Below are 26,221 nucleotides of genomic sequence, written 5' to 3' on the forward strand. Positions count from 1 at the left end.
TTTGGCCAACTCTATCGGATACGCCACTCTGAGATAAATAAAATTCTATGCGTAAACTCTCAGAAATGAGCCGAAAAAAGCGTAACTCTCCTTTAGCTTATTAGGGTTAGCTAATTTAAACCAACAACCCCCAAAGATAAACAACAAAATATATCCGGCTAGAATATACTGAGAGGGAAATAGCTTTGCGTAAATCAAAAAGCTCGTGGCAATTAGTAATGTCAGCATGGCTAATGTAGAATGAATTCTATTAACTTTTTGTTGCGTACGATTAGCTAAAAAATCAAAAACTCCAAAATACTTCATAATTCGTTTGGCATCATCTGACTTATAGTTTTGTACGTGATCAGTGGGCTTGTAAAGCTGTTCTGATTCTAGATCATAATTTGAAATTTCCTTTTGTAAGGATGATAAATTTATAAGCTTTGCTGTCAGAGCTTTAGGCTGCTTCTGAGTAAGAACTTTTTCATCTAGGTTAAATAAGTACCCAGATTTAGTTTGGCAACTAGGGGAGTCGTAACTAATTCGCTTACAGGGAATAACGTACACTGGAATATTTGATTTTAGATAGAAATTTCCAGCTGAGGTTAATGGAGTCCTTCTGAAGGCCAAAGACGTTACATCGTATGTCCCTCCTAAAGCCTCAGTTTCATTTAAGTCCCAAACAGAGATAATAATATCGGACTTGTTGAGTAAGTATGAGCCTAACTTTTGATAGCAAGCTGGCCTAGTTCCGTGCTCTTCCAATTCTATAATGTTGAACTGATTTGATTGAAGTTTTTTATTAGACTATCAAATTCGTTGCACTCGGAGTTAGAGAAGTCATTTTTGTAATCTAATATAGGGAGAGGGAGCACGCCTGTACATGAAAGTCTAGGGTTTGATATATCCAGAACGGCATTAGTAATTATTCTATCGGCTCCAGATGCAAGACCAGATAACACTCTGAAGTTTAACTCAGGGTATTTAGTTAATAATTCTAAAATGTATTCTTTAAAGCTATCTACAACTTTATCAATATCATTAGGTTCTATATCTCTATGTCCTGTAACCCCGATAACAACTTCTAAGTTCATCTACATTATCCCTTCTGAAAAGTTTACGAAACAAGTTTTCTTAATATACCGAAACGTCGCTAATATTTAAAATTGGCTAATTATATACTTATTCAATCCAAGGTAATGCTTTATCTTTTTCATCATTTTCAATATAAAGCCCTGAGCTATTGGCGGTAAAAACGACTGTACCATCTGTAACTAACATTAATCCGTTTATGCCGATACTTACGATATCCCAAACTTTTTCATTAGCTTCATTTTTTAATGAGTATGCAAATGTACTACCTGACGAGGTACTTAATGTATCAATAGCTGCCGAGTTAGCATTAACTGTGGTACTTAATGATTCAAGAGATTCTGTGTTTGTAGTAACACTAGTACGTATATCACTTCGAGTGCTTTCTTATTCATAACTATCTATCTTAAATTCTTAGTGGATTGGTTGATAGGCAGTTACACCGATTTAGTTACAGTCTCAAATTGTAGCTCACCAGCCAAGCGCAGGTGTATTAGCTTACAGCTAGAAACTTTTAATTTATGCATGCGTCGCCTTTTTCATGATTTTTTACTCAATAAAAAGCAGCAAGACCAACTAATCCGACAGCCAGTAGCGCGCCATTACCGCTATTGTTTTCTGCCTTTGCAAAATAGCGACTGTGTGTTCGTTTTAAATCGGCTAGGCTATTAGCTTCAAATACGACGACTTCCATCTCATGTTTATTAGCTGTAAGAAACTGTTGCTCTTTTAGTAAACAAGCATTTTGAGCATCAATATAGTTATTATATTCATCGCATTCTGTCGTTTTAGTGGTGCGATTATGTTCAATCAGATAATACATGGCGAATCGCTGCCTCTATTCGTTGTTGATATTGCTCAATAGAGTGATTGTGAGCTTCTGAATCAATGGTAACAAACGACTCTGAGAGTTGCTTTAGTTTATTCATTATTGTTTGCTCTTGCTCATTGCCGCCATATTTTAAGGTATTTTTTTCATCAGACATAGTTTCGACTAAGTTTGCCCAAATATCTTGAGCATAGGTTCGTAATTGAATCTCATAAAATTGTTTACCTAATTTAGCAATAATATGAATAGCCCGATAACCGTCATTGTCTCTTTCTTTACCTTCTACTTGCCAGTCTTGTTGTGTAAAAGCGGCAAGCAGTAAATTATTTAATTCACTGGCTTGTTTAGTGCCTGATTTTAATACTATGCGACATCCTGCGATATCTTGCATTTGAGGTAAACGTAGTTGGGGTAGCCTACACAGTTTATCAACAATTGATTGTTGTGTTTTGCGCTTACGTTTGGTTGCTGTCCAATCAGAAGTATTTTCCAGTACTTTATGTGTGATGGTATACGCTTTTTCATCAATCTCACTAAAAGTTTGACGAAATTCATCAAGTAACGCTAAATCGTCATTAGTAATTGAACTGCTGCGGAGCCTATCGCCTAACCTTGTTACTTGACTGTTACTCAATGCCATTTGATTTGCCTCAATTTCCGCTATTGTATTTTTCGATATTCTTTTTCTCTTTACTATTAGTTAACACTAAAATAGTAACTGTAATGCACGTATTAAAAAATTAACTAATTCGAGTAATATAAATGTTTAGCAGGATATTATCTCAGTCTTTACATACTACCTAGGTTTGTAGACTACTATAAAAATACTTTATTAGACCAGTAAGTTAAGCGATAAAAATGGCTATGATTTATAAGTTAGTAACCAGTTTTATAAGGTGTGATTTTATGCTGGAAAATATAACGGTTTATTCCAACTATTAGGAAAAAGCTAATAGTTGGAATGTTGAGAATCTTATTGAATAAACATTACTCTATATTTTGAATTTGCTCCCTCATCTGCTCAATAAGAACCTTTAACTCAACAGCGGCTTTAGTGATGTCGGCGTTGATTGATTTTGAGGCTAGGGTATTTGATTCGCGGTTGAACTCTTGCATCATAAAGTCGAGTCTGCGGCCACATGCGCCGCCTTTTTCATGATCTTTTGCGTTTCAGTTACGTGGCTTTCGAGGCGGTCGAGTTCTTCGGCGACGTCGGTTTTTTGTGCCATATAAATCAGTTCTTGTTCGAGGCGAGCGGCGTCGATTTCAACTTTTGCGTCTTCGAGTTTGGCAACTATGCGTTCTTTTTGCCACGCCATGATTTCAGGCATGTGTTGTTTTACGATAGCGACTTGTTCAACAATGATCTCAAGACGAGAGTCGATCATTTGTTTTAAGTTTGCGCCTTCACTGCCGCGGGCTTCTTTGAAGTCTTTAACAAGTTGGTCAAAGCCACCGATAACGTCTTTTTGCACTGAGTCCATGTCGGTTTCTTCAGCTTCCATAACGCCTTACCATTTTAATATGTCGACTGGATTTAACTCGCCAGCACCAGCGGCTTTATTTACCCAGTTTGCACTGTCGATAAGTTGTTGCGCTAAGGTTTCATTTAATGACAATTTGGCAACTGCCGAGGCATTGGCGGTGTATTTTAAAAATACTTCAACTTTGCCGCGCTGTAACTGTTTGCGCAGACGTTCACGTATAATGGTTTCCATCGAACGGAATTGCTCTGGTAAGCGAATATACGTTTCGAGATAACGTTGATTTACCGAACGTATTTCCCAAACGGCGTTGCCCCAATCGCCTTTAACTTCGTTACGGGCATAAGCGGTCATACTTTGGATCACGGTCGTTCCTAACATTTTATTTTACAATTGCCTCTATTATAAACATCGGAGGAGTTAACACACGGAAAATTTGTTTTTTGGATCTAAAACTATACCTAGTGCTTCGCTTTTAGTTTGTGGCAGTTTTAGGATTTAATACGCTAATTATTTGTTTTTTAGGTTTGAATCTAATCCTAATACTTTGATTGCAAATTTAATTTGGGTGGAGGTGACTGAGATAAAAATTAATTTGTGATTTTATAACGATGTACAATTTTTCGACTATAATTTTCGGCACGCGCAGGTGTTATCGAAACTTTATTTAAGTAATTACTTTAATTTGATGCTTTTTTATACATTAAGGCTCGCTAAAGGTTATAAAAACGTGTACAATGCGCGCCCTTTGATATATATCCCCATATCAGGCTAAGCTCGAATTGTGAACGTGTATAAGACGCGTGTGTAGGTAGAGTGATGACGGAATAGTGCGTGAAGTTGGGGTCGAAATGTGAGTAAACAATGACAGAAAATGTAACACCCCAACCAAATGCAGCCGTAGTTGCTGAAGCAACAGAATTAAAATTCGCTGATTTAGGTTTAAGCCCTGAAGTATTAGACGCCGTTCACAGTGTTGGTTATGAAACACCTTCACCAATTCAAGCAGAATGTATTCCTCATATCTTAAACGGCGATGACGTTTTAGGTATTGCGCAAACAGGTACTGGTAAAACAGCCGCGTTTGCATTACCAGCATTATGTAAATTAGATGCAAAAATTAATTCACCACAGGTTTTGGTATTAACACCAACGCGTGAATTAGCAATTCAAGTTGCTGAAGCATTTTCAACATACGCTGAAAAATTATCAGGTTTCCATGTATTACCTATTTACGGTGGTCAAGACTTCCGTACGCAATTACGTTCTTTAAAACGTGGTGTGCATGTAGTAGTTGGTACTCCTAGCCGTGTTATGGACCATATGCGTCGTGAAACATTAGACTTGTCTAACCTGAAAATGGTTATTTTGGACGAAGCTGATGAAATGTTGCGTATGGGTTTCATCGACGATGTTGAATGGATCATGGAGCATGTTCCTAAACAAGCACAAATTGCTTTGTTCTCAGCAACGATGCCAGCACAGATCTTAAAAGTAACTAAAAACTACTTAAAAAATCCTAAAGAAGTGCGCATTAAGCCTAAAACGGCGAGCCACTCAAACATTACGCAGCAATATTGGATTGTTAATAACAACCAAAAGCTTGACGTATTGACTCGTATTTTAGAATTGATCCAATTCGACGGTATGATCATCTTTGTTAAAACACGTATTAGCACAAGCGAACTTGCGGATAAATTGTCGGCAAGAGGTTATGCGGCAGCGGCACTTAATGGTGATATGAACCAGTCGCATCGTGAACAATGTATCGAATCTTTAAAATCAGGTCGCTTAGATATCATCATCGCAACAGACGTTGCTGCTCGTGGTATCGACGTTGAACGTGTTAGTCACGTTATTAACTACGATTTACCATATGATGTTGAGTCTTATGTTCACCGTGTTGGCCGTACGGGTCGTGCGGGACGTAAAGGTAATGCAATCTTGTTTGCTGCGCCACGTGAACGTCGTTTATTGAAAACGATTGAACGCGAAACTAAGCAAACGATTTTACCTTATGAAGCGCCTTCAAATGAAGAAGTGACCCAATTACGTGTTTCTTCGTTTAAAGAAAAGATCTCAGATGCATTGGGTTCTCAAGAATTAGAATTCTTCCAAAAATTAGCGATTGAGTATGCTGAAGAGCATCAAATGGATGTTGCTGAAGTTGCAGGTGCGTTAACGTACTTAGCGCAACAAGAAGCGCCTCTACAGGTTACTGGTAAAGGTATGCCTTAGTCACAACAACGGCGATGATCGTGGTGACAGAGGTCCTCGTGACCGTAACGATCGTGGTCCTCGTGATCGCAATGACCGTGGTGACAGAGGCGGCCGTGATGGCGGACGTGGACGTGATCCAGGTATGAAGATGCAAGCTTACCGTATCGAAGTTGGTCGTGAGCATGGCGTATCACCAAAAGATATCGTTGGTGCAATTGCAAATGAAGCGAACATTAGCTCTCGTTTCATCGGCAACATCAAACTTGCTCCTAACTTCTCAATTGTTGAGTTGCCAGCAGAAATGCCAGCTGACGTACAACAGAAGTTGAAGCAAACTAAGATCCGTAATCAAACGATTGACCTTAAAGTTGACCCTCGTGGTGGCGAAGGTGTTGGTCGTCGTGAAGGCGGTGGCGGTCGTGACGGCGGACGCGGTAGAGATGACCGTGGCGGACGTGGACGTGGTCGTGACGGCGGACGCAGTGGCGGTGGTGAAGGCCATCGTGGACGTCGTTCAGAAAAATAATTTAACCATCTAGGTTAATCTAAGGGCAACGTATCGTTGCCCTTTTTATATAAACAATTTACAAACGTAATTTAGGTATACACCTTTTGTTGGTATATTACGTTTTCAAGAAATTTAATAGGGTATTAACATGCGTCCAAGCGGCAGAACAACTTCTCAAATTCGACCAGTCACCATCACACGTAACTTTACAGCACACGCTGAAGGTTCAGTTTTAATTGAGATTGGCGATACAAAAGTATTATGTAATGCGACCGTTGAAGTGGGCGTACCGCGTTTTATGAAAGGTAAAGGTAAGGGTTGGGTAACGGCGGAATACGGTATGTTACCGCGTTCGACTCATACTCGTAACAACCGTGAAGCTGCGCGTGGCAAACAGTCTGGCCGTACAATGGAAATTCAACGTCTCATCGCTCGTTCACTTCGTGCCGCTGTCGACTTAACGGCGCTAGGCGAAAATACCATTACCGTTGATTGCGATGTTATCCAAGCTGATGGCGGAACACGTACTGCGTCAATTACAGGTGCTTGTGTGGCGTTAGTTGATGCAATTAACTATATGCGTAAAGAAAACATCATTAAAACGAATCCACTTAAACACCTTATTGCGGCTATCTCAGTTGGTGTTTATAAAGGCACGCCAATTGCCGATTTAGAATACCTTGAAGATTCTGAGGCTGATACCGACATGAACGTGATAATGACTGAAGACGGTCGTTTAATCGAAGTACAAGGCACGGCAGAAGAAGAACCATTTACGTTTGACGAAATGCAAGAAATGTTAGCTTTAGCTAAAAATGCGATTGGCGAACTTATCGATGAACAGAAAAAAGCGATTGCTTAAGTAATACTAGGTGACCACATGAAAGATTATCAAATTGAATTTATTGAATTTGCACTAGAAAAACAAGTTTTAAAGTTTGGCGAATTCACCTTAAAATCTGGCCGTACGAGTCCGTATTTCTTTAATGCAGGTTTGTTTAATACCGGTCGTGATCTCGCGCGTTTAGGTCGTTTTTATGCAGCTGCATTGGTCGACTCTGGCATCAAGTTTGACGTATTGTTTGGCCCTGCTTATAAAGGCATTCCAATTGCGACTACAACGGCGGTTGCGTTGGCTGATCATCACGATATTGACACGCCATACTGCTTTAATCGTAAAGAGAAAAAGACCCACGGTGAAGGCGGAAGTTTAGTTGGATCTGAGCTTAAAGGTGACATCATGTTAGTGGATGATGTGATCACAGCGGGCACGGCGATTCGTGAATCGATGGAGATCATTCAGCAACATGGTGCTAATTTATCTGGGGTGTTAATTGCTTTAGATCGCTAGGTAAAAAGGCAAAGGCGAATTGTCTGCGATTCAAGAAGTTGAACGCGATTTTGGTACAAAAGTCATATCAATCGTGACATTAGCAGACGTAATTACTTATTTGGCTAAGACGCCATCTTATGCTGACTATTTACCTTTAGTGGAAGCGTATCGTACAAACTACGGTATTTAAGACAAAGGTGCTGTTGGTCAAAAGTCTTGTTAATCAGTCATTTTGCTAACAGGCGTATTCATATTAAAATCAAACGTTAATATAAATAGCAAAAACGAACGTAAATAAAAAAGCCATCGAATGCAAATTTGATGGCTTTTTTTATTTCGGTTGTATTTAGTCGAACTAACTAAAATAACTAATCTTCGATTTCAGGGATCGCTTTTCCCATCTCTATCAAAATATTGCGCACTTCTTCAGGTATTTGTTCAGGATTGTCTTTCGACAAATCACCGTCGGCCGGCAAAGGTTGGCCTGTAAACGCGTGTAGAAATGCTTCACATAACAATTCGCTATTAGTAGCGTGCCGCAAGTTATTCACTTGGCGTCGAGTTCGCTCGTCGGTTAATACTTTTAAAACGTTAAGCGGAATTGAGACGGTTATTTTTTAACCTTTTCCGCTTTTTTCCATGTTCTGCATAAGGATGAATGTATTCGCCATTCCACGTAGCCATAGTACACCTGCGATGTTCAGTAATTCTTTTTTAACATTTTTGCCACTTCGAACTCGTCTTTGGAAGTATTAGGACGTTATGGGCAAAATCGAAAGATATAAGTTAAAGACCCGGCAAATTGTATTGGATTAAATTAATTAGTCAAATTATCGATTTCTAAAAGTTTAGACGTCTAGACTGTTGACATAAAAATTAATCAGTTTATAGTCTAGTCATCTTGAATGGTTTAGCCATCTAAACGTATAAAAGTCTGGAATGAACATGAGTAACTTAGCAAATAAAGATTTCGCAGCAGCAACAATAGCCGTGCAAACCGGTTTAAACACAGATAAAAATCACCAATCAGTTGTTGCCCCAATTTATATGGCTAGTAACTACAAGTTTGAAGACTTAAACAATCGCCCGGCTTACGAATACAGCCGCAGTGGCAACCCTACCCGTGACTTGTTAGCAAATGCATTAACCGAACTTGAATACGGTGTCGGTTCGGTGGTTACGTCATCTGGCATGGCGGCAATCAACTTAGTGTTAAATCTGTTGTCAAAAGATGATGTGATTGTTGCGCCACAGGATTGTTACGGCGGCACCTATCGTTTGTTCGACAGTTTTGCTCAGCGCGGTGTGTTCAAATTAGTCTGGCTTGACTATTACGCTGACGATATCGAACAACAAATTCAAAAAATTAAACCGAGTATTGTTTGGATTGAAACCCCAAGTAATCCGTTACTTCGTATTACTGACATTAAAAAATTATCAGCGACCGCTAAGTCGGTTGGCGCACGCACTGTTGTAGATAATACGTTTTTGTCGCCAATTGGTCAGACGCCGTTAAAACTTGGTGCCGACATTGTTGTGCATTCAAGCACAAAATATCTAAATGGTCATTCAGACGTTGTATCAGGCGCAGTAATTTGTGCGAGTGCTGACGATCATGAGCAATTAGCTTGGTGGGCAAATAATACAGGCGTTACCGGTTCTCCGTTCGACAGTTATTTAATATTGCGCGGGATCAGAACCCTGCCGTTAAGAATTAAGCAACACAGTAAAAATGCCCAGTCTATTGCTGAAGTGCTCGATGCGCACGAATTGGTAAAGCACGTTAATTTCCTGGATTACCTTCACACCCAGATCATGAACTAGCGAATCGTCAGCAAAATTACAATGCTGGAATGTTGAGCTTTGAATTAAACGGGGATATCGACACCGTAAATTCGTTTATCAAAAATTTGCAGCTCTTCACATTAGCTGAATCATTAGGTGGCACCGAGAGTTTGGTTTGTCATCCGTCAACAATGACTCATGCGGCAATGGATGAAGAAGCCCAATTAACGGCTGGAATTACGACTCAACTTGTTCGTTTCTCGGTTGGGATTGAAGATAAAGCAGACTTAGTAGCTGACGTAATACAGGCTTTATCCGTTGCGAACATTGAAAAAATACACCAAATGCGGCGGGACGTTCTGCTAAAGCTGGTTTAAAAAAGTATTAGACGATGATTCAGTAGACTCGGCGGCTTGCCGACTCAGTCCTGCGCTCGCGGCATTGTGGTAGGGAGTAGATAATGTCAAATAACCTTACTGAAATTAATGTCGTTGTATTGGGGCGTGGTGTTGTTGGCTCGGTCTGGCTTGACGGTAGTGCTGAGCTTAGATCTCGTTTTAAAAATGTTGCTAACGTTAAAATTGTTGCTGTTGCTAATTCGACTCGCTATTTGTTAGATAAAAATGGTCTTGGTATTGAACAATTAAATCAATATGCTCAGTTATCTAAAGCTGCGGACTTACATCAGCTGATTGGTGCGTTGTCTGATTTAGAGTTACCAAACTTGGTTATTTTAGATCTCACAGCCAGCGATATTGTTGCAAATCGTTATTTAGAATTTGCTGAACGTAGCTGGAATGTTATTTCAGCTAACAAAATCCCTTTAACTAAATCAACAGAACGCCATAAATTGTTGATCAATACATTCAGAGCGAATGGTTGTTTTTGGGGTATTAATGCCACAGTAGGCGCGGCGTTACCCGTGCAGTCTAGCTTAAGTGACTTACTGCAAGCGGGTGATAAACTGCAGTCCATAACCGGTGTTTTTTCTGGTAGCTTGTCCTACTTATTAAGTTATTATGACGGTGAACAAAGTTTTACTGACTTAATCAAACAAGCAAAAGAAGTCGGTATGACCGAGCCTGACCCACGAGACGATTTATCTGGGACAGACGTTCAACGCAAATTATTAATTTTGGCGCGTATCGCAGGATATTCGTTAAACCTAGAAGACATTAGAGTATCGCCGTTATTACCTCAGTCTTTATTAGACGGTGACCTTAATGACTTTTGGAACAATGCTGAAGCGATTGACCAGTTTATGGCTGAGAAAAGCGCGGCAGCTAAAAAAGTCGGTCAGAAATTAGCTTATCAAGCAAAAGCCACTTTTAACGGCAATGTAGCCGAAGGCGAGGTGAGTTTAGTGTCGTTACCACTTGATAATGCGCTTACCCAACTTACGCCAGCGGATAATGTTTTCACATTAACAACTGATTTTTACTTGAATAACCCGCTTGTTATTCGAGGCCCGGGCGCAGGTGCAATTGTCACCGCGACCGCTGTAAACATAGATTTGAATAAATATATCCTGCAGATTGCTGTCGCAGCATCTGGCACAGGAAATCCAAGAACAGAATTATATTAGGAGGCGTCATGGCTTTTCATCATGCGCAACAGCTAGAATCCATCAACAACAACTTGTTGGACATTAAAGGTAAGATCGACGTTTCATTTGAATTTTTCCCACCAAATTCAGCAGAAATGGAAACCACATTGTGGAATTCTATCGAGCGTTTAACTCCGCTTAATCCAAAGTTTGTATCAGTTACATACGGTGCAGGTTCAGGCACACGTGACCGTACTCACGATGTAATAAAACGCATTCAAAAAGAAACAAATCTTGCAACGGCTGCTCATTTAACGTGTATAGACGCAAATGAAGATGAGTTGAAAGCAATAGCTAAAGATTATTGGGATCACGGCGTTCGTCATATTGTAGCTTTACGTGGTGACTTGCCAGACAACTCTACTGTTCCGCATATGTACGCGACAGACTTAGTTAAGTTGTTGAAAAAGAAAACGATTTTGAAATTTCAGTAGCCGCTTATCCAGAAGTGCATCCAGATGCACGCAATGCACAAGCAGATTTGATCAACTTAAAACGTAAAATAGACGCTGGGGCGACTCGTGCTATTACGCAATTTTTCTTTGATGTAGAAACCTATTTACGATTTAGGGACCGTTGTGTTGCCGCTGGAATCGAAGCTGAAATCGTACCGGGTATCTTGCCTGTAACTAACTTTAAAACGTTAAAGCGTTTTGCCGGATTAACTAACGTTAATGTACCTAATTGGTTACACAACTCCTTTGACGGTCTTGATAATGACCCAACAACTCGTAACCTAGTTGGCGCGTCAGTAGCTATGGATCAGGTAAAAGTATTATCTAAAGAAGGCGTAAAAGACTTCCATTTTTATACCTTGAACCGTAGTGAATTAACGTATGCCATTTGCCATTTGTTAGGTGTTCGCGCACAAGACAATCAAGGGTAAAATAAAAAGATTAATGCGTCTGATGCTGTTTAAGCCAGACGCAAATCCTTTTAGGCACGTCTGTAGCAATCGCTATTCTCAATATATATGCTCATAATTTTAGAAAAAAGTCATTCCAAAAACACAGAAAAACGTCATTCCAAATACCCAGAAAAAACGTCATCCCAAAAGAGCCACAGCGATATTAGGGATCTCCAACCAAATGCAGAGGAATTTCATAATTCGCCTTTCAATTGGCTCAAGATTTCAGAACAAAAAACGCCATTCCAAATACCCAGAAAACCGTCATCCTTTAGCTTGTAATATGAGTCGAGCCTAAGCGATATTTGGGATCTCCAACCGAGTGCAGAGGACGTTAAAAAAATCAGCGACATTGACCCAGCAGGTCCCCAAATCCATAGAACACAACGTCATCCCAAAAGAGCCACAGCGATATTAGGGATCTCCAACCAAATGCAGAGGAATTTCATAATTCGCCCTAAATTGGCTCATAATTTCAGAACACAAAACGTCATTCCTTAGCTTGTAATATGAGTCGAGCCTAAGCGATATTAGGGATCTCCAACCGAGTGCAGAGGATGTTCATAATTCGCCTTGCGGGCTGCGCTTTTCTTTGCCCTGCGGGCGGCTATTTCGACTGCGTCGACCTTACTTTTTCAACAGCCAAAAAGTAGGCAAAAGGCCGCTTTCGACCAAATCCCTAATCCTTATTTAAGATTTATATTATCGTCGAAGACGGAATGTACGCACATCCCTATGCACATTCCTTGCAACGGCGTCCCTGCCGTTCACTTCGAGATATAAATCTCAACTAAGGGGATTTAGACGAAGGAAAAAGTCGCCTGAACTTTATGTGCAATAACGTGTTGTTTTAAAGAAAACCGTCATCCCAAATCAACAGAAAAAACGTCATCCCAAAAGAGCCACAGCGATATTAGGGATCTCCAACCAAATGCAGAGGAATTTCATAATTCGCTTTAAATTGGCTCATAATTTCAGAACAAAAAACCGTCATCCCTTAGCTTGTAATATGAGTCGAGCCTAAGCGATACTAGGGATCTCCAACCAAGTGCAGAGGACGTTAAAAAATCAGCGACATTGACCCAGCAGGTCCCCAAATCCATAGAACACAACGTCATCCCAAATACCCAGAAAAAACGTCATCCCAAAAGAGCCACAGCGATATTAGGGATCTCCAACCAAATGCAGAGGAATTTCATAATTCGCCCTAAATTAGCTCATAATTTCAGAACAAAAAACCGTCATCCCTTAGCTTGTAATATGAGTCGAGCCTAAGCGATATTAGGGATCTCCAACCAAGTGCAGAGGACGTTATAAAATCAGCGACACTGACCCCATTGGTCTTAGTGGGAGTTCATATTTAGTGATTAGTATTCGATTTGTTACATTTTTGTTTATGATTTATTAAGGTTTTGTTTCACATACTGAAGCGGTCACAGTAAAATTGCGCTGAATTTTTAATGATGAGCAATTTATGACAAACCGTGCAGTATTTCTAAAATGGACTTTGGCCTTTTCTATCTTCATCAGTGTGATCTTGTGTGTCATTTCACTTCGATTTTTTGAATTTATGCCAGAAATTTCCAGTGCCAAAGCAGCGCTTTTCATCTCAACGGGTCTGTTTAGTCATTATGTGCTTATTTGTTTGTTGGTATATTTGTCTCTTTGGCTTGTCAGTTTTCCACTCAAGTTTGTTCCCCACGGATTCAAGGTGCTAAAAGTCATCACCTTAATATTGGCTGCGGCCGGCTGCTTTCTATTGGTCGCTGATACCTTTGTGTATGCTCAATATCGCTTCCACATTTCTGGATTTGTGGTCGACATGCTGCTTCAAGGCGGAAGTGCGATAATCGATTTATCTTGGTTTACTTGGTTGATTACAGGTTTGGTTGGCGTCATCTGCCTAGTTGGTATTGTGGCGCTATCTCGCTGGGCAAATCTGGTATCGCAAAGTGGCCAGTGGTTACGAATAAAAAGGATCTATTTATCAGCGTTTTTTGTGAGCTTTTTTGTAAGTAACGGCATTCATTTATTTGCCGACGCAACGTATGACCAAAGCGTGACAGCGCTTGTTCGTCATATTCCAATGTTTTCGCCACTTACGGGTAAATCAACATTACTCAACTCTGGTTTAATAGACGCGGAGTCCATTCGTGCAGAGCGACAAAACCTGTCGGTTAAAACCTCAAGTGAACTTAATTACCCAAAACAGCCAATTGTTACAACAGATAATGATGAATCGCTAAACGTTTTAATGATCATCGTCGACTCCTGCGTTATGACATGTTAAACGATACAAACATGCCATCGGTTATGACATTAAATAATGGGCCAAATACGTTAGGCTTTGAACAACATATCAGTGGCGGCAATTCTACTCGCACTGGTATTTTTAACTTATTTTATGGCCTACTAGGTACGTATTGGAACGCATTTTCAAGTAACTAGGTTTCGCCGGTACTGGTGGATACGTTTTTAGAACATAACTATCAACCTAAAATTTTTGCTGCGGCACCGCTAACAAAACCGGCTTTTGACCGCACAGTGTTTTCTAAGGTGACCGATTTAACGTTAAAAACCCTAGGAGACTCTCCTTGGCAACGGGACGAAAATATTACCGAATATTGGCTCGACTTTGTTGAGCAAAGAGCCGCAGATCCAAGTAATCAAACGCCATTTTTTGGCATGTTATTTTACGATGGTGTACATGGCTTTTCCGTACCAGAAAATGCGGAGTCTAGATTTGAACCAAGTTGGCAAAGGGTGGATCATCTATCGCTAAATGCCGATTTTGATCCAACGCCGTATTTTAATCTTTATCAAAACTCGGTTTATCAGGTGGATAAACAAATTAATCGAGTATTGACCCAGCTACGGAAACAGGGTTGTTAGACAATACCATTGTCATTTTTACCAGTGATCACGGGCAGGAATTTAATGATAACAAGCAGAATTACTGGGGGCATGGCAGTAACTTTACTGACGTCCAAGTCAAAGTCCCATTTTTTGTGCACTGGCCCGGTAAAGCCAAAGCAAATTACACGCACCGTACGAGCCACAGTGATCTGAGTGTGACATTAATGGAAGATTTATTTAACGTCACCAACTCTCGGGCTGACTACAGTACCGGCGTTCATTTATTTGAAGAACAACGAGACTCGTGGACCATAATTGGAAGCTATGTTAATTACGCGATAAAAGAATCAGAACAGCAAACGGTTACTTATCCAAATGGCAGCTATGAAATTTTGGATAACCGAGGCAAGCCAAAAGAAAACGGTAAGCTAGCTACCGATATCGCGCTTAAGGCCATGAAGCAGATGTCTGACTTTTATCAGTAATGTGATTTAAAGACGGGTAAAGTCGGTCATCACTCAACTTGCTTGTTAGGTTATTTACGTTATTCTGTTTTTATTGCTCAGTCGCGGCTAGTCAAAAAGTCGATAGCCGTTTCTTGTAATTAACCATTATTTACCCTTAGCTATTTATTCATAGGCGTCACAAATTAAGTATGAAGATGACAAACGAAGACAATCTTGTTGCTCACAAAAGTGAAGCGATGAGCGACCCAAAAAGTGACGTTTTAGGATCAAATCTAGAGCCGAAAAAGATCTGGAAGAAGCCACTATTAAAGCCGAGTCTGAACAGCAAAATGTAGCGTCATCTGACGAAACATCTGAGCTTTCTATCTATGATGCCTTATTAAAACAGACTGAAAATATTCAGGCGGAACTCGAAAAACTTAACAATCATAAGTTAGTACATACTTACAACTCAATTCCTAGATTGATGTGGTTTAGTCTGCTAAAAGGCATTTCTTTGGGTTTAGGAAGTGTCTTAGGTGCGACGGTTGTTTTATCTACATTAGTGTATTTGCTATCGCAAATGGAGTTTATTCCTATCATAGGTGAATGGATTTCCGCGATTTTAGATGTAGTGAAGGAAAAACCAGACAATTAGTGTGCTTTTACAATTTAAATTTATCGTGAAATTTGGCATAATACGTCGCCTGTTTGCCACACATTGATGGCTCTTATTAAAAGGCTCAACATGTCTATCGAATCAACACTTCAACAACGCAGTAACAATACTTGTGAACTTTGCAGCTCAACTACTGACTTAACCGTTTATGCCGTTGCACCGAAAACCGGTGACCACTCGGATGATTGTGTTTTGACGTGTGGGACTTGTACCGAGCAACTTAATGGCGACGCTGACCTTAATATGACGCATTGGCGTTGTTTAAACGACAGCATGTGGAGCACAGTGCCAGCGGTTCAAGTATTGGCATTTCAACAGCTTACTATTTTGACTCAAGCTGGCGAAACCTGGGCTCAAGACTTGTTAGACATGATGTACCTAGAAGATGATGCAAAAGCATGGGGCGAGTCTGGAATTGCACACCGTACAGCCGGTGGTGATTCTGAAGCCATTGACTCAAATGGGACAAAGCTTGCTGCTGGTGACAACGTTTATTTAATTAAAGATTTGCAAGTTAAAGGGGCTGGCTTTACGGCCAAGCAAGGGACGACAGTTCGCGGCATTTCGCTAACCTCTAACCCTGATCATATCGAAGGTCGTGTTAACGGTCAGAAGATAGTGATCTTAACTAAATTTGTGAAAAAGGTTTAATTTATGGAGAGTGGCGAAGGTAATTCGAGAGCCGTAACATCGAATCAAACTGGTGTGCACGACGATTTAGTGTCCGTCGTAGATAAACATCTCAACACTCAGTTTAAAAACCTTACGCCGCTTTTTCAATCGAGACGTTTGAACAAATTAGACGCACCGTCAATGCGTTTCTGCAAGACAATCCAGCGGGAACGATTATTCTCGACTCCTGTTGCGGTGTTGGCGAGAGTGCTTATCATCATGCTCGCAGCAACCCAGCTAGCTTAGTTATTGCGATTGATAAATCAGAGCATCGGATCGAAAAGCAAGAACATCATAGTCAGGCGTCAGTAACCAACTGTTTTTTCTTTCGTGGTGACTTAAACGACTTGTGGCGTTTGATTTCAGTTGAAGACTGGCCTATTTCTCATCACTATATCCTGTATCCAAATCCTTGGCCTAAAAGCAAACATTTAGGTCGTCGATGGCACGGTTCTCCTGTTTTCAAAAACTTACCGAAAATTGGCAAACGTTTGATTGTTAGAAGTAATTGGTCCATCTATATTGAAGAATTTGTAGCGGCGTTAAAGCAAACGGGTATCGTTGCCCAAATGCAAGAGTATAAAAGCGACACCGCCATAACGCCTTTTGAGCGAAAATATTGGGCAAGCGGTCAAAAAAGCTATCAACTCGACGTTCGGCTAGATGGTTATTTTGACTAAAATTTAGTTAAAATATAGAAAAGTTAAAATTCCCCATCTGTTGTCACTTTGTACTTATCCTTTAATAACAATGGGTTAACTATTGGCATTTATCCTGTATTAGCTATTGTACTTATAGATTACAGGAAGACACAAAATGACAACTCAGCACCCCAAACGATTTGTATTAACGACCGCATTTGCTTTAATTGCATTAGTCGAACTTTCATTTGTTTTGCTTGGTTCCATGATGTGATTTCCTACATGATATAAGTTTTTTCCCAAATAGCGCGGATATGAACAGATATCTAAGCTAACCAATATTTTGACCGCTTGTCTCACCATTCAAGCGGTTTTTTTGTTGATTTCGGTATATTTGTCCCGCTAATTGCAGACATTACAGTTGAGTTACAGTAAAGTACTGGAAAATTTTTCGCTCAATTTTCTAAATGATGTCAGAGAAAAGATTCGCTGCGGCGACGGAACAAAACTTATTTCGTATTTTTACGATACCAGAAGAAGCAGACTCAACGTTGGCTCGGATAGAACAAGAGATCTCTAATAATTTAGATGGTTTTTTGCGAGATAATATTGTGGCTGTGGAAAAACCCTTGTCTGAAATAGAACAAGACTTTTTGGATTCTGTCATTCCTGAGCATCCTCAGTTTGTTTCAGATTTTGCTGACGACATACTTGCGAAGCTTATTGCTCAGTCGGTACATACTTCATCCCCTAGCTTTATAGGGCATATGACATCAGCCTTACCTTACTTTTTATTGCCATTGTCCAAACTTATGGTTGGGTTAAATCAAAATTTGGTAAAGATAGAAACATCTAAAGCGTTTACACCGTTAGAGCGTCAAACCATAGGTATGTTGCATCGAATCGCCTACGGTGAACTGCAAGCGTCACCCCAGCAAGCGGACGATTATTACAACCGATACATGCACAGTGCAGAAACCTCACTTGGGGCGTTTTGTTCGGGCGGTACGGTTGCTAATATAAGTGCTCTTTGGGTTGCACGTAATGCCTTGTTACGTCCTGATGGCGCATTCCGTGGTGTTGCCAAAGAAGGTTTGTTCCGGGCGATGACCCATTATGGTTATCAACGGTTGGTGATCTTAGTTTCAGAGCGTGGCCATTATTCCTTAGGTAAATCCGCCGATGTACTCGGTTTAGGTCGCGATGACATAGTGACTGTACCAACCGATGAAAATAATAAGATAAGAGTTGATGTCCTCGAAGACATTATTCTGCAGTTAAAAGCGGATAATGCCGGAATTCTTGCCATTGTTGGCGTCGCAGGGACAACCGAGACAGGTAATGTTGACCCATTAGATAAAATTGCCGATGTTGCAGATAAATACAAAATTCACTTCCATGTCGATGCGGCTTGGGGTGGAGCTACGTTAATGTCTGAGACCCAGCGTAAGATTTTACGAGGCATCGAACGTGCTGATTCAATAACTATCGACGCCCACAAACAAATGTATGTGCCTATGGGCGCGGGTATGGTGTTGTTCAAAGATCCGCATTCAACCGACGTTATTGAACATCACGCCGAATATATTTTACGTAAAGGTTCAAAAGATTTGGGAACCCATACGTTAGAAGGTAGTCGACCTGGAACTTCTATGCTGGTGTATGCCTGCATGAAAGTGATGGGGCGTAAAGGTTACGAGATCTTAATTGATAGAAGTATCGACACTGCGCACTATTTCGCTAATTTGATCGCTAACGATCCTGATTTTGAATTGGTTTCCAAACCTGAACTTTGTTTATTGACATACCGCTACGTGCCTAGTGCTGTGCAGGAGTATTTACGTCACTGTAGCGATGAAGATAAAAGGGTCATTAACGAGTTACTCAATGATCTAACAAAGTTCATCCAGAAGAAACAACGTGAGTCAGGAAAATCATTTGTGTCTCGTACGCGTTTAACTCCTCAAGCTCATAGCGGACAAACAATTACTGTATTTAGATGTGTGCTGGCGAACCCGCTAACCACTCGTGATATTTTGCATGAGATACTTGAAGAACAAAAAGAAATCGCTCGGGAAAGCTGGAGAAGTTTACCGGCTATTTTAGAAAAGCTACGCAGTTAAGCCATACAGCATAAAAAAGCGCGAACAAAGTTTTTTGTTGGCGCTTATCATTCTTATCTCAAGTCTAGTCGATTTAGCCAAACTCCATTTAATTTAGAGTGTTAATCAACGATTCGCCATTTATAGGTACTCGCTAACAAACCTAACGGCTAAACGTGATGTTATCGATAAGTCGGGCTTTTCCTAAAAAGGCAGCGCCGAGAACAACAAAGTCTTGGGTGTCTTGGGTTATAGGAGCCAAGGTATGGGCGTCTCGAGCGATAACATAATCAACTTTTAACCCTGCTTCATTTATTGCAGCAATCGCGGCAGCTTCAATCTGGGCGTTATCATCAATCACAGAACGGTTATTTGATAAATTATCAGTTGTGGTTGAAGATTGGTAATGTGCCAAAATGGCCGTTTTAACCTGCTGAATTGATTTATGCAGCACAGGAGCAATGGCTTTTTCCGCCGGAGTTAAATAGCCGTTTCGTGAGCTTTTGGCTAAACCACTTTCTTCTCTTACGGTCGGCACTCCAACAATCTTTATGGGCATGTTGAGGTCGGCGACCATAGTGCGGATAACACGTAATTGTTGATAGTCTTTTTCACCAAAACAAGCCACGTCGGGCTGAACCATATTAAATAGCTTGGTTACAACGGTCGATACACCGCGGAAATGTCCCGGGCGCTGCGTTGACTCAGCACACAATGTATTGTCGTTATCTGGAACCTGAACAAATGTTTGTGCGCTTAAGCCATTCGGATACATTTCACTCACACTAGGGAAGTAAACAGCATGGTTATCCGCGGCAGCAAGTTTTTCGCAATCGGCATCAAATGTTCGTGGGTAGGCATCTAAGTCTTCGTTTTCACCAAACTGCATTGGATTGACAAAAATCGAGGTGATCACCACATCTGCATGTTGATGAGCTTGATGCACAAGCTGAATGTGACCTTCGTGTAAATTACCCATAGTTGGAACAAAAGCCAAGGTTTTGCCGTCCATACGCAATTGCTGACGCCATTGGCGAAGATCTTCAAGATGCTTAAATATTTGCATTGTTATTTACTTCAATTAGTTAAACGAACGGCTTTCGTCTGGGAAGTCGCCAGATTGCACTTCTTCAATATAAAGTGAAACGGCTTTGCGCATATCCCCGGTGAGCTCGATGTAATTTTTCGAAAATTTTGGAATGTAACCTGAGCTGATCCCAAACATATCGTGCATCACTAAAATTTGGCCGTCGGTTTGATTGCCAGCGCCTATGCCAATCGTTGGAATAGCAATAGCATCAGTTATCGCTTTTGCCAGATCGGATGGTACGCATTCTAAAACCAACAAACTTGCGCCTGCAGCTTCTAATCCCTTAGCATGTTCAATCATCTCTAACGCTTTTTGATTGTCACGTCCTTGCACTTTAAAGCCACCAAATACATTCACCGACTGTGGTGTTAGACCTAAGTGACCACAAACTGGAATACCGTTTTGAGTTAACTGTTTTATTGTGCCGTATAACCAATCACCACCTTCCATTTTTACCATGTTAGCACCGGCAGCCATTAGCTCGTGGGCGTTTCTCATGGTTTCAGTCTCGTTGTAATACGTCATAAATGGCATATCAGCAATAACTAAGGCATTTGTCGCACCGGCTCGGACTGATTTGGTATGATAGGCAATTTGTTCGTTGGTGACAGATAATGTGCTGTCGCCCCCTTGTAGTACCATTCCTAGTGAATCGCCAATAAGTAAAACGTGGACACCAACTGAGTCGAATAAACTGGCGAAACTGGCATCATAAGCCGTTAAAGCAGCAATTTTTCTTCAGATTGTTTCATTTTTAACAGGGTAGATGTGGTGATCTTAGCCATAGGAATTAACCTTTATCACGTTAAGTTAGTTAATTGGCGTCATGCCGTTTAGAGAAATGTGTTTTGTTAATTCAACAACTTCTGTGCCGCATGGTAATACGAGATTTGGTGATATGTCGAGCAGTGGGTAAATGACAAACTCTCGTTGCTTCAATCCATAATGAGGAATTGTTAAGACATCGTTACTAATAGTGTGATCACCAAACAGTAAGATATCTAAATCTAACGTTCTTGGACCCCAATGTTCACCGTCGCGTGTTCTTCCATGTTGCTGTTCAATTGTACAGGTGTGGTCGAACAATGTTGCTGCCGTAAGACTGGTTTCTAATGCAACAACACAGTTGATGTAATCGGGTTGGTCAGCCGGGCCCATTGGGGCACTGCGATATATTTTGGAGACACCAAAAACTCGCAATCTGGCAATTCCGACAACGCATCAATGGCTAAATGAATCGTTTTTTCCGGTTCATTTAAGTTAGCCCCAAGGCCAATATAGACAACTTCAATCATGACTAGCTCGATTGAGTATCGGTATTTTTAGGCTTTGGACGTCTGCGGCGTTTTTTATACGGGCCTTTTTATTTGGACCATCTGTTGCCGCAGGTGCATTTGTTTTTTCACCTTAGCACAACAGGGCGGTGACGGGCTTTAGACGCTCTAATAGCGGCTTCTTTCGCTTCATCACTTTTTTGGAATTCGGTCCAAAATTCGGCAAGTTGAGTTAATTCTCCACCTTCTGCTTCAGCACGTAATATCAAGAAGTCGTAGGCAGCACGGAAACGTGGGTTTTCGGCCAGTTGCACTGGGCGACGGCCTTGAGTCTTAGTTAAACGATGCTGGAATTGCCATATTTCGCGCATAATGGCACTGAAACGTTTTGGAATGGCAACGGTTTTTATCATTTTTTGCAAAATATCATTTGATGCAATTTGGAAAGCATCATAGGGGTGTAATCCACCTTCGATGGCTAATTCGTTGGCGTGTGCTTCAAGTGGGTACCACATTAGCGCCGCTAAAATAAATGCTGGAGATACCGACTTGCCGCTATTAATGCGCTCATCAGTATTTTGGAACATTTGTCTTACTAATATTTCTTCTTTATCTTGGTCGTTACCTGTTAATACTTGATCAACGACCGGGAAGAAATAACGGAACAAGCCAAATTCACGCAACATTTGGAAGTTGTCTTCAGCTTTACCGGCTAAAAACAGCTTTAAACTTTCGTCAAACAAACGTGCTGGCGGTATATTGCGTAACAAGTGTGCCAATTCGTACATTGGTGTTTCTGTACGAGGGGCGATTGTCATACGTAATTTGGTCGCAAAACGGATAGCTCTGAGCATACGAACCGGATCTTCACGATAACGGGTCTCTGGATCACCAATTAAGTCGATGATACCTTTGTCGATATCTTTTAAACCGCCGGCAAAGTCGTGGATGCTAAAGTCATTGATGCTGTAGTACAGCGCATTGACCGTGAAGTCGCGACGTTCTGCGTCTTCTTCAATAGATCCGTAAACATTATCTCGTAATAATTGACCTTCACCCGATGCACGCGATGTTTTTTCGCTAATTCTTTTGGTGTTTCTTCTTCTTTTGGATCGTCTTCTGGCGCATCGTGATGGCCCCTAAACGTAGCGACCTCAATGATTTCGCGACCAAACATAACGTGAGCAAGTCTAAAACGACGACCGATTAAGCGACAGTTATTAAAACAACGTTTTACTTGTTCTGGTGTCGCATTAGTAACAACATCAAAATCTTTAGGTTCGAGGCCGAGTAATAAGTCGCGAATACAGCCACCGACTAAATACGCCTCAAAGCCGTTGTCTTTTAGTCGATACAATACTTTTAAAGCACTTGGACTAAGTTGCTTACGCGATATCGCATGTTCACTGCGAGGCACAGTTGTAGCGCCCGCAAAGATTGAGTCGACACTGGGGGTGCCGCTTGTTCTGGTTGCTTAACTGATTTTTTGCTTGAGAATCTTTGCCCAACCAAGAAATAACCTTTCTAAATACCACGAATTAAATACCCAATCTTAAGTTATGAAGGTCAACCTTAACAGGTTGAAGTGGCGCGCATTTTACAGCAATCTGACGCAAATTAAAAATAGTTCGCGCATTGTCATAATATTTAAAATTTAATTTGAACTAAGCCTATGATTTCTGGTCTTATAGCTAATAGTTTTTACGCCATACTGAATTAAGCCTAAATTGGAGAACAAATACAATGGAAACAAGTGGAACTGAAAAAAACCTTTACCGATTGCCGTATATGCAGGTGCCGTTGCCATTATTCTTGCCGGAGTTGTCTGGGTAGCGATGTCGCTATAGGTGATAATGAGCCTGAAAAACCAGCGCCAATTGTAAAAATGCCAGAGCCAGTGATATTGCCTGAAATTGAAAAAGAAGCCCCGGAAATGGTTGAGCCAGAACCTGAGCTCGCTGAAATTACGATTGAACCTGAGCCAGAGGTCGAGCCTGAGCCACCAAAACCAGCGCATCCGCCATTGATGGAAAGCGATAATTGGTTTCGCGCGGAGCTGACTGACTTAGTAATGGGCACGCCTGCAATCAAAAAGGTGGTTCAAGAAAATATCATCAGTAATTTTGTTGTATTTATTGATAACGCCGCTAAAGGTGAGATTGTTCGTAAATTTAGCCCAGTAGTTGAACCTGAAGGAAAATTTAAGGCGACTTTGTTGGAAGGCCCGGAACTTAAATATGTTCTAAACGAACAGAGTTACAAGCGTTATGACATGTATGCCGATCTAATTACTGCGCTGCCAATTGATGCGAGTGATAATTTATATGACACTTTGTCTCCTTTGGTAGAGGAAGCATACTTTGAGCTTGGTTACAGTGAGAATGACTTTAATGATAAAGTTCTTGAAACCATCGATATTTTGATGGAAACACCAATTGTTGATGGCGATATTAATTTAGTAACACCGTCGGCTATGTTTGAGTTTGCAGACAAGAAGCTTGAGGCGTTATTGCCAATTCAAAAACTATTTTTACGTATGGGGCCAAATAACCAACGTAAAATATTACCGGTTTTAGAAGAAATCAAAGCGAAACTAGAAGCGAAAGACTAATCTAAAAATAACAGGGTATTGCCTGTTTTTAATTAACAGTTATTAACGAGAGTTAATTGGAAAGCGACGTTTGAGTAATCAATCGTCGCTTTTTTGTGACGATCCTAGACCTGTGGGGTCAGAGTCGCTGATTTTATTATTTCCTCTGCACTCGGTTGGAGGTTCCAAATATCGCTCCGCTATTTTAGGATGACGTTTTTTGTTCTGAAATTATGAGCTAATTAAAAGCGAATTATGAACTTCCTCTGCACTCGGTTGGAGATCCCTAATATCGCCGTGGCTCTTTTGGGATGACGTTTTTGTTCTGAAATTATGAGCTAATTAAAAGCGAATTATGAAATTCCTCTGCACTCGGTTGGTAGACCTGTGGGGTCACCCATTAGACAAACCGTGTCAATAGCACGAGCGATCCCGTGTCGCTTGTGCAACCATTTATATCGTTAACTTGTTGTTTCTATGAACAAAAGCGTTTTGGCCTTTTTTACTCGCTAATTTGTTTTTCTATGGTTTGTGCTGAATATAATATTCGCACCACTCACCCATCTGGATCTAGGATAAATATTATCCCCACGCACTTTTGGTGCGCCACAAAAACCTCAGTTCCCCATGTTATCCAATGCGTAAATCGCACAGAGTAAGTGGCTAAACAAACGCTACATCGTGTTGTTTTCCAGACCCTAAGTGGCTTAACATGCGGGCGAATAAATAAGTGCCGATAACAACCTCCATTCAGAGGAACATTGGCTTGTTATCCAACCCCAACTACTGGCTGATTGTTATCGGCTAAGTCATTGAAATACCCTGTTTACATCAAACGGCTCGTTGTTTTTCAACATATGATACACAGCTCTGGCTATTTTATGTGCCACAGCGCGTATGGCGACGATGCCGTTTCGTTTTGCTTTTTTCTCTCATAAAAACGCTTTGCTTTACTGTCAAAACGTACAATGTAATGCGCGGCTTCTGAAAACGCCCATGATAAGTATTTGTTACCTGCTTTGCGGTTGCCTGAGCCTTTTTCTTGCCGTTACTTTCTCGTAAACTGTTTACGCATCGACAATAAGATACGTAATTCCCTACGTCATCAAACCGCTGAATATTGCCCGTTTCTAACATGATGGTTAAGCCGAGAATGGGACCAATGCCTGTGATACCTGTTAGTAACTTATATTCATTTTCTAAGTTAACGGCGTTTAATACTTCGGTTTCTATCTGATGGATTTGCAGTTGTAATAATTGCAGCACCTGCAAGTTTGCATTGGCCGAATGGTATAAATAGCTGTTTTGTTCAAACGGCAATTCAAAGTCTAGTTTTTTCATTTGATTACTATCGACTCGGTAACCTAACGAGCGCCATATTTGATTTTGAATACTGATCAGGTGCGTAGATGACTGCCTAACTAGTTGTCGACGACGGCGTAATAAGTCTCTAACCGCTCTGCGCTCTTTGGGATAAATATGTCCGGTAGGCAATATCCCAAGTCGCATTAAATGAGCTAAGAAAAAGGCGTCTTGGTGATCGCCTGAATATTTTAATCCCTCGTATTGTTTTACAGCGGCAGTATTGACTAATTCAACACTGAATCCTGCATCTAACAGACCATCGACCAACCAATACCAGTTGAAGGTAGATTCAACAGCAATGGAGTGTAACTGGTTTTTAAAGGGTGATAACAACTCAATTGTTGTAGATAAGTTATTATCAATACGTTTGTTCACAAGTTTATTATCCTCTTCATCAATCACCACAATGACGTGATTATTTGAATGTAAATCAATGCCGCAGTAAAGTGTCATAACAGCCTCCAGTTTGGGTTTTGGATTTGAGCATCTACAGCATAGCTGGTACTCAAATTGGAGGTCTGTCTAGAGGATTTTCAGAGTCGCTGATTTTATTATTTCCTCTGCACTTGGTTGGAGGTTCCAAGTATCGCTCTAGACCTGTGGGGGCAGTAGACCTGTGGGGTCAGAGTCGCTGATTTTATTATTTCCTCTGCACTTGGTTGGAGGTTCCAAATATCGCTCCGCTATTTTAGGATGACGTTTTTGTTCTGAAATTATGAGCTAATTAAAAGCGAATTATGAACTTCCTCTGCACTCGGTT

19 protein-coding genes and 9 pseudogenes are annotated in these 26,221 nt (G+C 40.8%); 17 read left to right on the forward strand and 11 right to left on the reverse strand.

Features of this window, described 5'->3' with window-relative positions; all coding sequences use genetic code 11:
• Positions 1-45: 45 nt before the first annotated feature.
• From PN838_RS18990 to PN838_RS19010, 5 genes and pseudogenes are all read right to left on the reverse strand, one after another.
• On the reverse strand, positions 46-747 hold the full coding sequence (locus tag PN838_RS18990) for a hypothetical protein (RefSeq protein ID WP_272181654.1): 702 nt from the start codon (positions 745-747) through the stop codon (positions 46-48).
• A 2-nt stretch (positions 748-749) separates the two neighbouring features.
• Positions 750-1,076, reverse strand: coding sequence for a hypothetical protein (locus PN838_RS18995; protein ID WP_272181655.1), 327 nt, complete (start codon positions 1,074-1,076; stop codon positions 750-752).
• Positions 1,077-1,627: 551 nt separating this feature from the next.
• On the reverse strand, positions 1,628-1,897 hold the full coding sequence (locus PN838_RS19000; protein WP_272181656.1) for a hypothetical protein: 270 nt from the start codon (positions 1,895-1,897) through the stop codon (positions 1,628-1,630).
• Positions 1,881-2,543, reverse strand: a complete 663-nt coding sequence (locus PN838_RS19005; RefSeq protein WP_272181657.1) for a RelA/SpoT-related domain-containing protein — start codon at positions 2,541-2,543, stop codon at positions 1,881-1,883. The genes PN838_RS19000 and PN838_RS19005 overlap by 17 nt, the downstream gene beginning before the upstream one ends.
• Positions 2,544-2,890: 347 nt before the next feature.
• Positions 2,891-3,753: pseudogene (locus PN838_RS19010) on the reverse strand (YicC/YloC family endoribonuclease).
• A gap of 498 nt (positions 3,754-4,251) precedes the next feature.
• On the opposite strand from PN838_RS19010, the gene PN838_RS19015 reads away from it, so the two are divergent.
• The 4 genes and pseudogenes from PN838_RS19015 to pyrE all read left to right on the forward strand — a co-directional run bounded on the left by PN838_RS19015 (position 4,252) and on the right by pyrE (position 7,638).
• Positions 4,252-5,625, forward strand: coding sequence for a DEAD/DEAH box helicase (locus tag PN838_RS19015; protein WP_272181658.1), 1,374 nt, complete (start codon positions 4,252-4,254; stop codon positions 5,623-5,625).
• A 124-nt stretch (positions 5,626-5,749) separates the two neighbouring features.
• Positions 5,750-6,133, forward strand: coding sequence for a DbpA RNA binding domain-containing protein (locus PN838_RS19020; protein WP_272181659.1), 384 nt, complete (start codon positions 5,750-5,752; stop codon positions 6,131-6,133).
• A gap of 130 nt (positions 6,134-6,263) precedes the next feature.
• On the forward strand, positions 6,264-6,977 hold the full coding sequence (rph, locus tag PN838_RS19025) for a ribonuclease PH (protein ID WP_215962458.1): 714 nt from the start codon (positions 6,264-6,266) through the stop codon (positions 6,975-6,977).
• Positions 6,978-6,995: 18 nt separating this feature from the next.
• Positions 6,996-7,638 (forward strand): annotated as a pseudogene (pyrE, locus tag PN838_RS19030) (orotate phosphoribosyltransferase).
• A gap of 178 nt (positions 7,639-7,816) precedes the next feature.
• Here pyrE and metJ read toward each other — a convergent pair.
• A pseudogene (metJ, locus tag PN838_RS19035) lies at positions 7,817-8,132 on the reverse strand (met regulon transcriptional regulator MetJ).
• A gap of 261 nt (positions 8,133-8,393) precedes the next feature.
• On the opposite strand from metJ, the pseudogene metB reads away from it, so the two are divergent.
• The 12 genes and pseudogenes from metB to panP all read left to right on the forward strand — a co-directional run bounded on the left by metB (position 8,394) and on the right by panP (position 19,163).
• Positions 8,394-9,610: pseudogene (gene metB, locus PN838_RS19040) on the forward strand (cystathionine gamma-synthase).
• Between the two features lie 83 nt (positions 9,611-9,693).
• On the forward strand, positions 9,694-10,818 hold the full coding sequence (locus tag PN838_RS19045; protein WP_215962454.1) for an aspartate kinase: 1,125 nt from the start codon (positions 9,694-9,696) through the stop codon (positions 10,816-10,818).
• A gap of 8 nt (positions 10,819-10,826) precedes the next feature.
• A pseudogene (gene metF, locus PN838_RS19050) lies at positions 10,827-11,725 on the forward strand (methylenetetrahydrofolate reductase).
• Positions 11,726-13,220: 1,495 nt separating this feature from the next.
• A complete protein-coding gene (locus PN838_RS19055; RefSeq protein WP_272181660.1) occupies positions 13,221-14,036 on the forward strand; it encodes a DUF3413 domain-containing protein in 816 nt (271 codons plus the stop codon).
• A complete protein-coding gene (locus PN838_RS19060; protein ID WP_272181661.1) occupies positions 14,030-14,194 on the forward strand; it encodes a hypothetical protein in 165 nt (54 codons plus the stop codon). The genes PN838_RS19055 and PN838_RS19060 overlap by 7 nt, the downstream gene beginning before the upstream one ends.
• 108 nt (positions 14,195-14,302) lie before the next feature.
• A pseudogene (locus tag PN838_RS19065) lies at positions 14,303-15,087 on the forward strand (sulfatase-like hydrolase/transferase).
• Between the two features lie 176 nt (positions 15,088-15,263).
• On the forward strand, positions 15,264-15,404 hold the full coding sequence (locus tag PN838_RS19070; protein WP_272181662.1) for a hypothetical protein: 141 nt from the start codon (positions 15,264-15,266) through the stop codon (positions 15,402-15,404).
• 131 nt (positions 15,405-15,535) lie between these two features.
• Positions 15,536-15,706 (forward strand): DUF5665 domain-containing protein, encoded by a 171-nt coding sequence (locus PN838_RS19075; protein ID WP_272182654.1) that lies wholly within the window; start codon positions 15,536-15,538, stop codon positions 15,704-15,706.
• 90 nt (positions 15,707-15,796) lie between these two features.
• On the forward strand, positions 15,797-16,378 hold the full coding sequence (locus tag PN838_RS19080) for a PhnA domain-containing protein (protein ID WP_215964195.1): 582 nt from the start codon (positions 15,797-15,799) through the stop codon (positions 16,376-16,378).
• A 3-nt stretch (positions 16,379-16,381) separates the two neighbouring features.
• Positions 16,382-16,645 (forward strand): hypothetical protein, encoded by a 264-nt coding sequence (locus PN838_RS26610; protein ID WP_334313408.1) that lies wholly within the window; start codon positions 16,382-16,384, stop codon positions 16,643-16,645.
• A complete protein-coding gene (gene trmB / locus PN838_RS19085) occupies positions 16,576-17,079 on the forward strand; it encodes a tRNA (guanine(46)-N(7))-methyltransferase TrmB (RefSeq protein WP_334313543.1) in 504 nt (167 codons plus the stop codon). The genes PN838_RS26610 and trmB overlap by 70 nt, the downstream gene beginning before the upstream one ends.
• A 431-nt stretch (positions 17,080-17,510) precedes the next feature.
• Positions 17,511-19,163: a pyridoxal-dependent aspartate 1-decarboxylase PanP gene (panP, locus tag PN838_RS19090; protein WP_272182655.1), complete on the forward strand. Its 1,653-nt coding sequence runs from the start codon at positions 17,511-17,513 to the stop codon at positions 19,161-19,163.
• A 142-nt stretch (positions 19,164-19,305) separates the two neighbouring features.
• On the opposite strand, the gene panC is transcribed toward panP, so the two are convergent.
• The 4 genes and pseudogenes from panC to pcnB form a co-directional block, all read right to left on the reverse strand.
• The gene (gene panC / locus PN838_RS19095) at positions 19,306-20,208 is read right to left on the reverse strand and encodes a pantoate--beta-alanine ligase (RefSeq protein WP_272181663.1); all 903 of its coding nucleotides are present in this window, start codon (positions 20,206-20,208) and stop codon (positions 19,306-19,308) included.
• A gap of 15 nt (positions 20,209-20,223) precedes the next feature.
• A pseudogene (panB, locus tag PN838_RS19100) lies at positions 20,224-21,017 on the reverse strand (3-methyl-2-oxobutanoate hydroxymethyltransferase).
• 25 nt (positions 21,018-21,042) lie between these two features.
• A pseudogene (gene folK / locus PN838_RS19105) lies at positions 21,043-21,524 on the reverse strand (2-amino-4-hydroxy-6-hydroxymethyldihydropteridine diphosphokinase).
• A gap of 110 nt (positions 21,525-21,634) precedes the next feature.
• Positions 21,635-22,944, reverse strand: a pseudogene (gene pcnB / locus PN838_RS19110) (polynucleotide adenylyltransferase PcnB).
• A 315-nt stretch (positions 22,945-23,259) separates the two neighbouring features.
• Here pcnB and PN838_RS19115 point away from each other — a divergent pair.
• On the forward strand, positions 23,260-24,117 hold the full coding sequence (locus tag PN838_RS19115) for a DUF3014 domain-containing protein (protein WP_272181664.1): 858 nt from the start codon (positions 23,260-23,262) through the stop codon (positions 24,115-24,117).
• Between the two features lie 858 nt (positions 24,118-24,975).
• On the opposite strand, the gene PN838_RS19120 is transcribed toward PN838_RS19115, so the two are convergent.
• Positions 24,976-25,914 (reverse strand): IS110 family transposase, encoded by a 939-nt coding sequence (locus tag PN838_RS19120; RefSeq protein ID WP_272181665.1) that lies wholly within the window; start codon positions 25,912-25,914, stop codon positions 24,976-24,978.
• Positions 25,915-26,221: the final 307 nt, after the last annotated feature.

It is taken from the genome of Psychrosphaera algicola (assembly GCF_028401425.1).
Classification (GTDB): domain Bacteria; phylum Pseudomonadota; class Gammaproteobacteria; order Enterobacterales; family Alteromonadaceae; genus Psychrosphaera; species Psychrosphaera algicola.

Coding starts and splice junctions, on each gene's coding strand:
- PN838_RS18995 (WP_272181655.1), bottom strand. CDS start 1,076: ATGAACTTAGAAGTTGTTATCGGGGTTACAGGACATAGAGATATAGAA.
- PN838_RS19000 (WP_272181656.1), bottom strand. CDS start 1,897: ATGTATTATCTGATTGAACATAATCGCACCACTAAAACGACAGAATGC.
- PN838_RS19005 (WP_272181657.1), bottom strand. CDS start 2,543: ATGGCATTGAGTAACAGTCAAGTAACAAGGTTAGGCGATAGGCTCCGC.
- PN838_RS19015 (WP_272181658.1), top strand. CDS start 4,252: ATGACAGAAAATGTAACACCCCAACCAAATGCAGCCGTAGTTGCTGAA.
- PN838_RS19020 (WP_272181659.1), top strand. CDS start 5,750: ATGAAGATGCAAGCTTACCGTATCGAAGTTGGTCGTGAGCATGGCGTA.
- rph (WP_215962458.1), top strand. CDS start 6,264: ATGCGTCCAAGCGGCAGAACAACTTCTCAAATTCGACCAGTCACCATC.
- PN838_RS19045 (WP_215962454.1), top strand. CDS start 9,694: ATGTCAAATAACCTTACTGAAATTAATGTCGTTGTATTGGGGCGTGGT.
- PN838_RS19055 (WP_272181660.1), top strand. CDS start 13,221: ATGACAAACCGTGCAGTATTTCTAAAATGGACTTTGGCCTTTTCTATC.
- PN838_RS19060 (WP_272181661.1), top strand. CDS start 14,030: ATGTTAAACGATACAAACATGCCATCGGTTATGACATTAAATAATGGG.
- PN838_RS19070 (WP_272181662.1), top strand. CDS start 15,264: ATGACAAACGAAGACAATCTTGTTGCTCACAAAAGTGAAGCGATGAGC.
- PN838_RS19075 (WP_272182654.1), top strand. CDS start 15,536: ATGTGGTTTAGTCTGCTAAAAGGCATTTCTTTGGGTTTAGGAAGTGTC.
- PN838_RS19080 (WP_215964195.1), top strand. CDS start 15,797: ATGTCTATCGAATCAACACTTCAACAACGCAGTAACAATACTTGTGAA.
- PN838_RS26610 (WP_334313408.1), top strand. CDS start 16,382: ATGGAGAGTGGCGAAGGTAATTCGAGAGCCGTAACATCGAATCAAACT.
- panP (WP_272182655.1), top strand. CDS start 17,511: ATGTCAGAGAAAAGATTCGCTGCGGCGACGGAACAAAACTTATTTCGT.
- panC (WP_272181663.1), bottom strand. CDS start 20,208: ATGCAAATATTTAAGCATCTTGAAGATCTTCGCCAATGGCGTCAGCAA.
- PN838_RS19120 (WP_272181665.1), bottom strand. CDS start 25,914: ATGACACTTTACTGCGGCATTGATTTACATTCAAATAATCACGTCATT.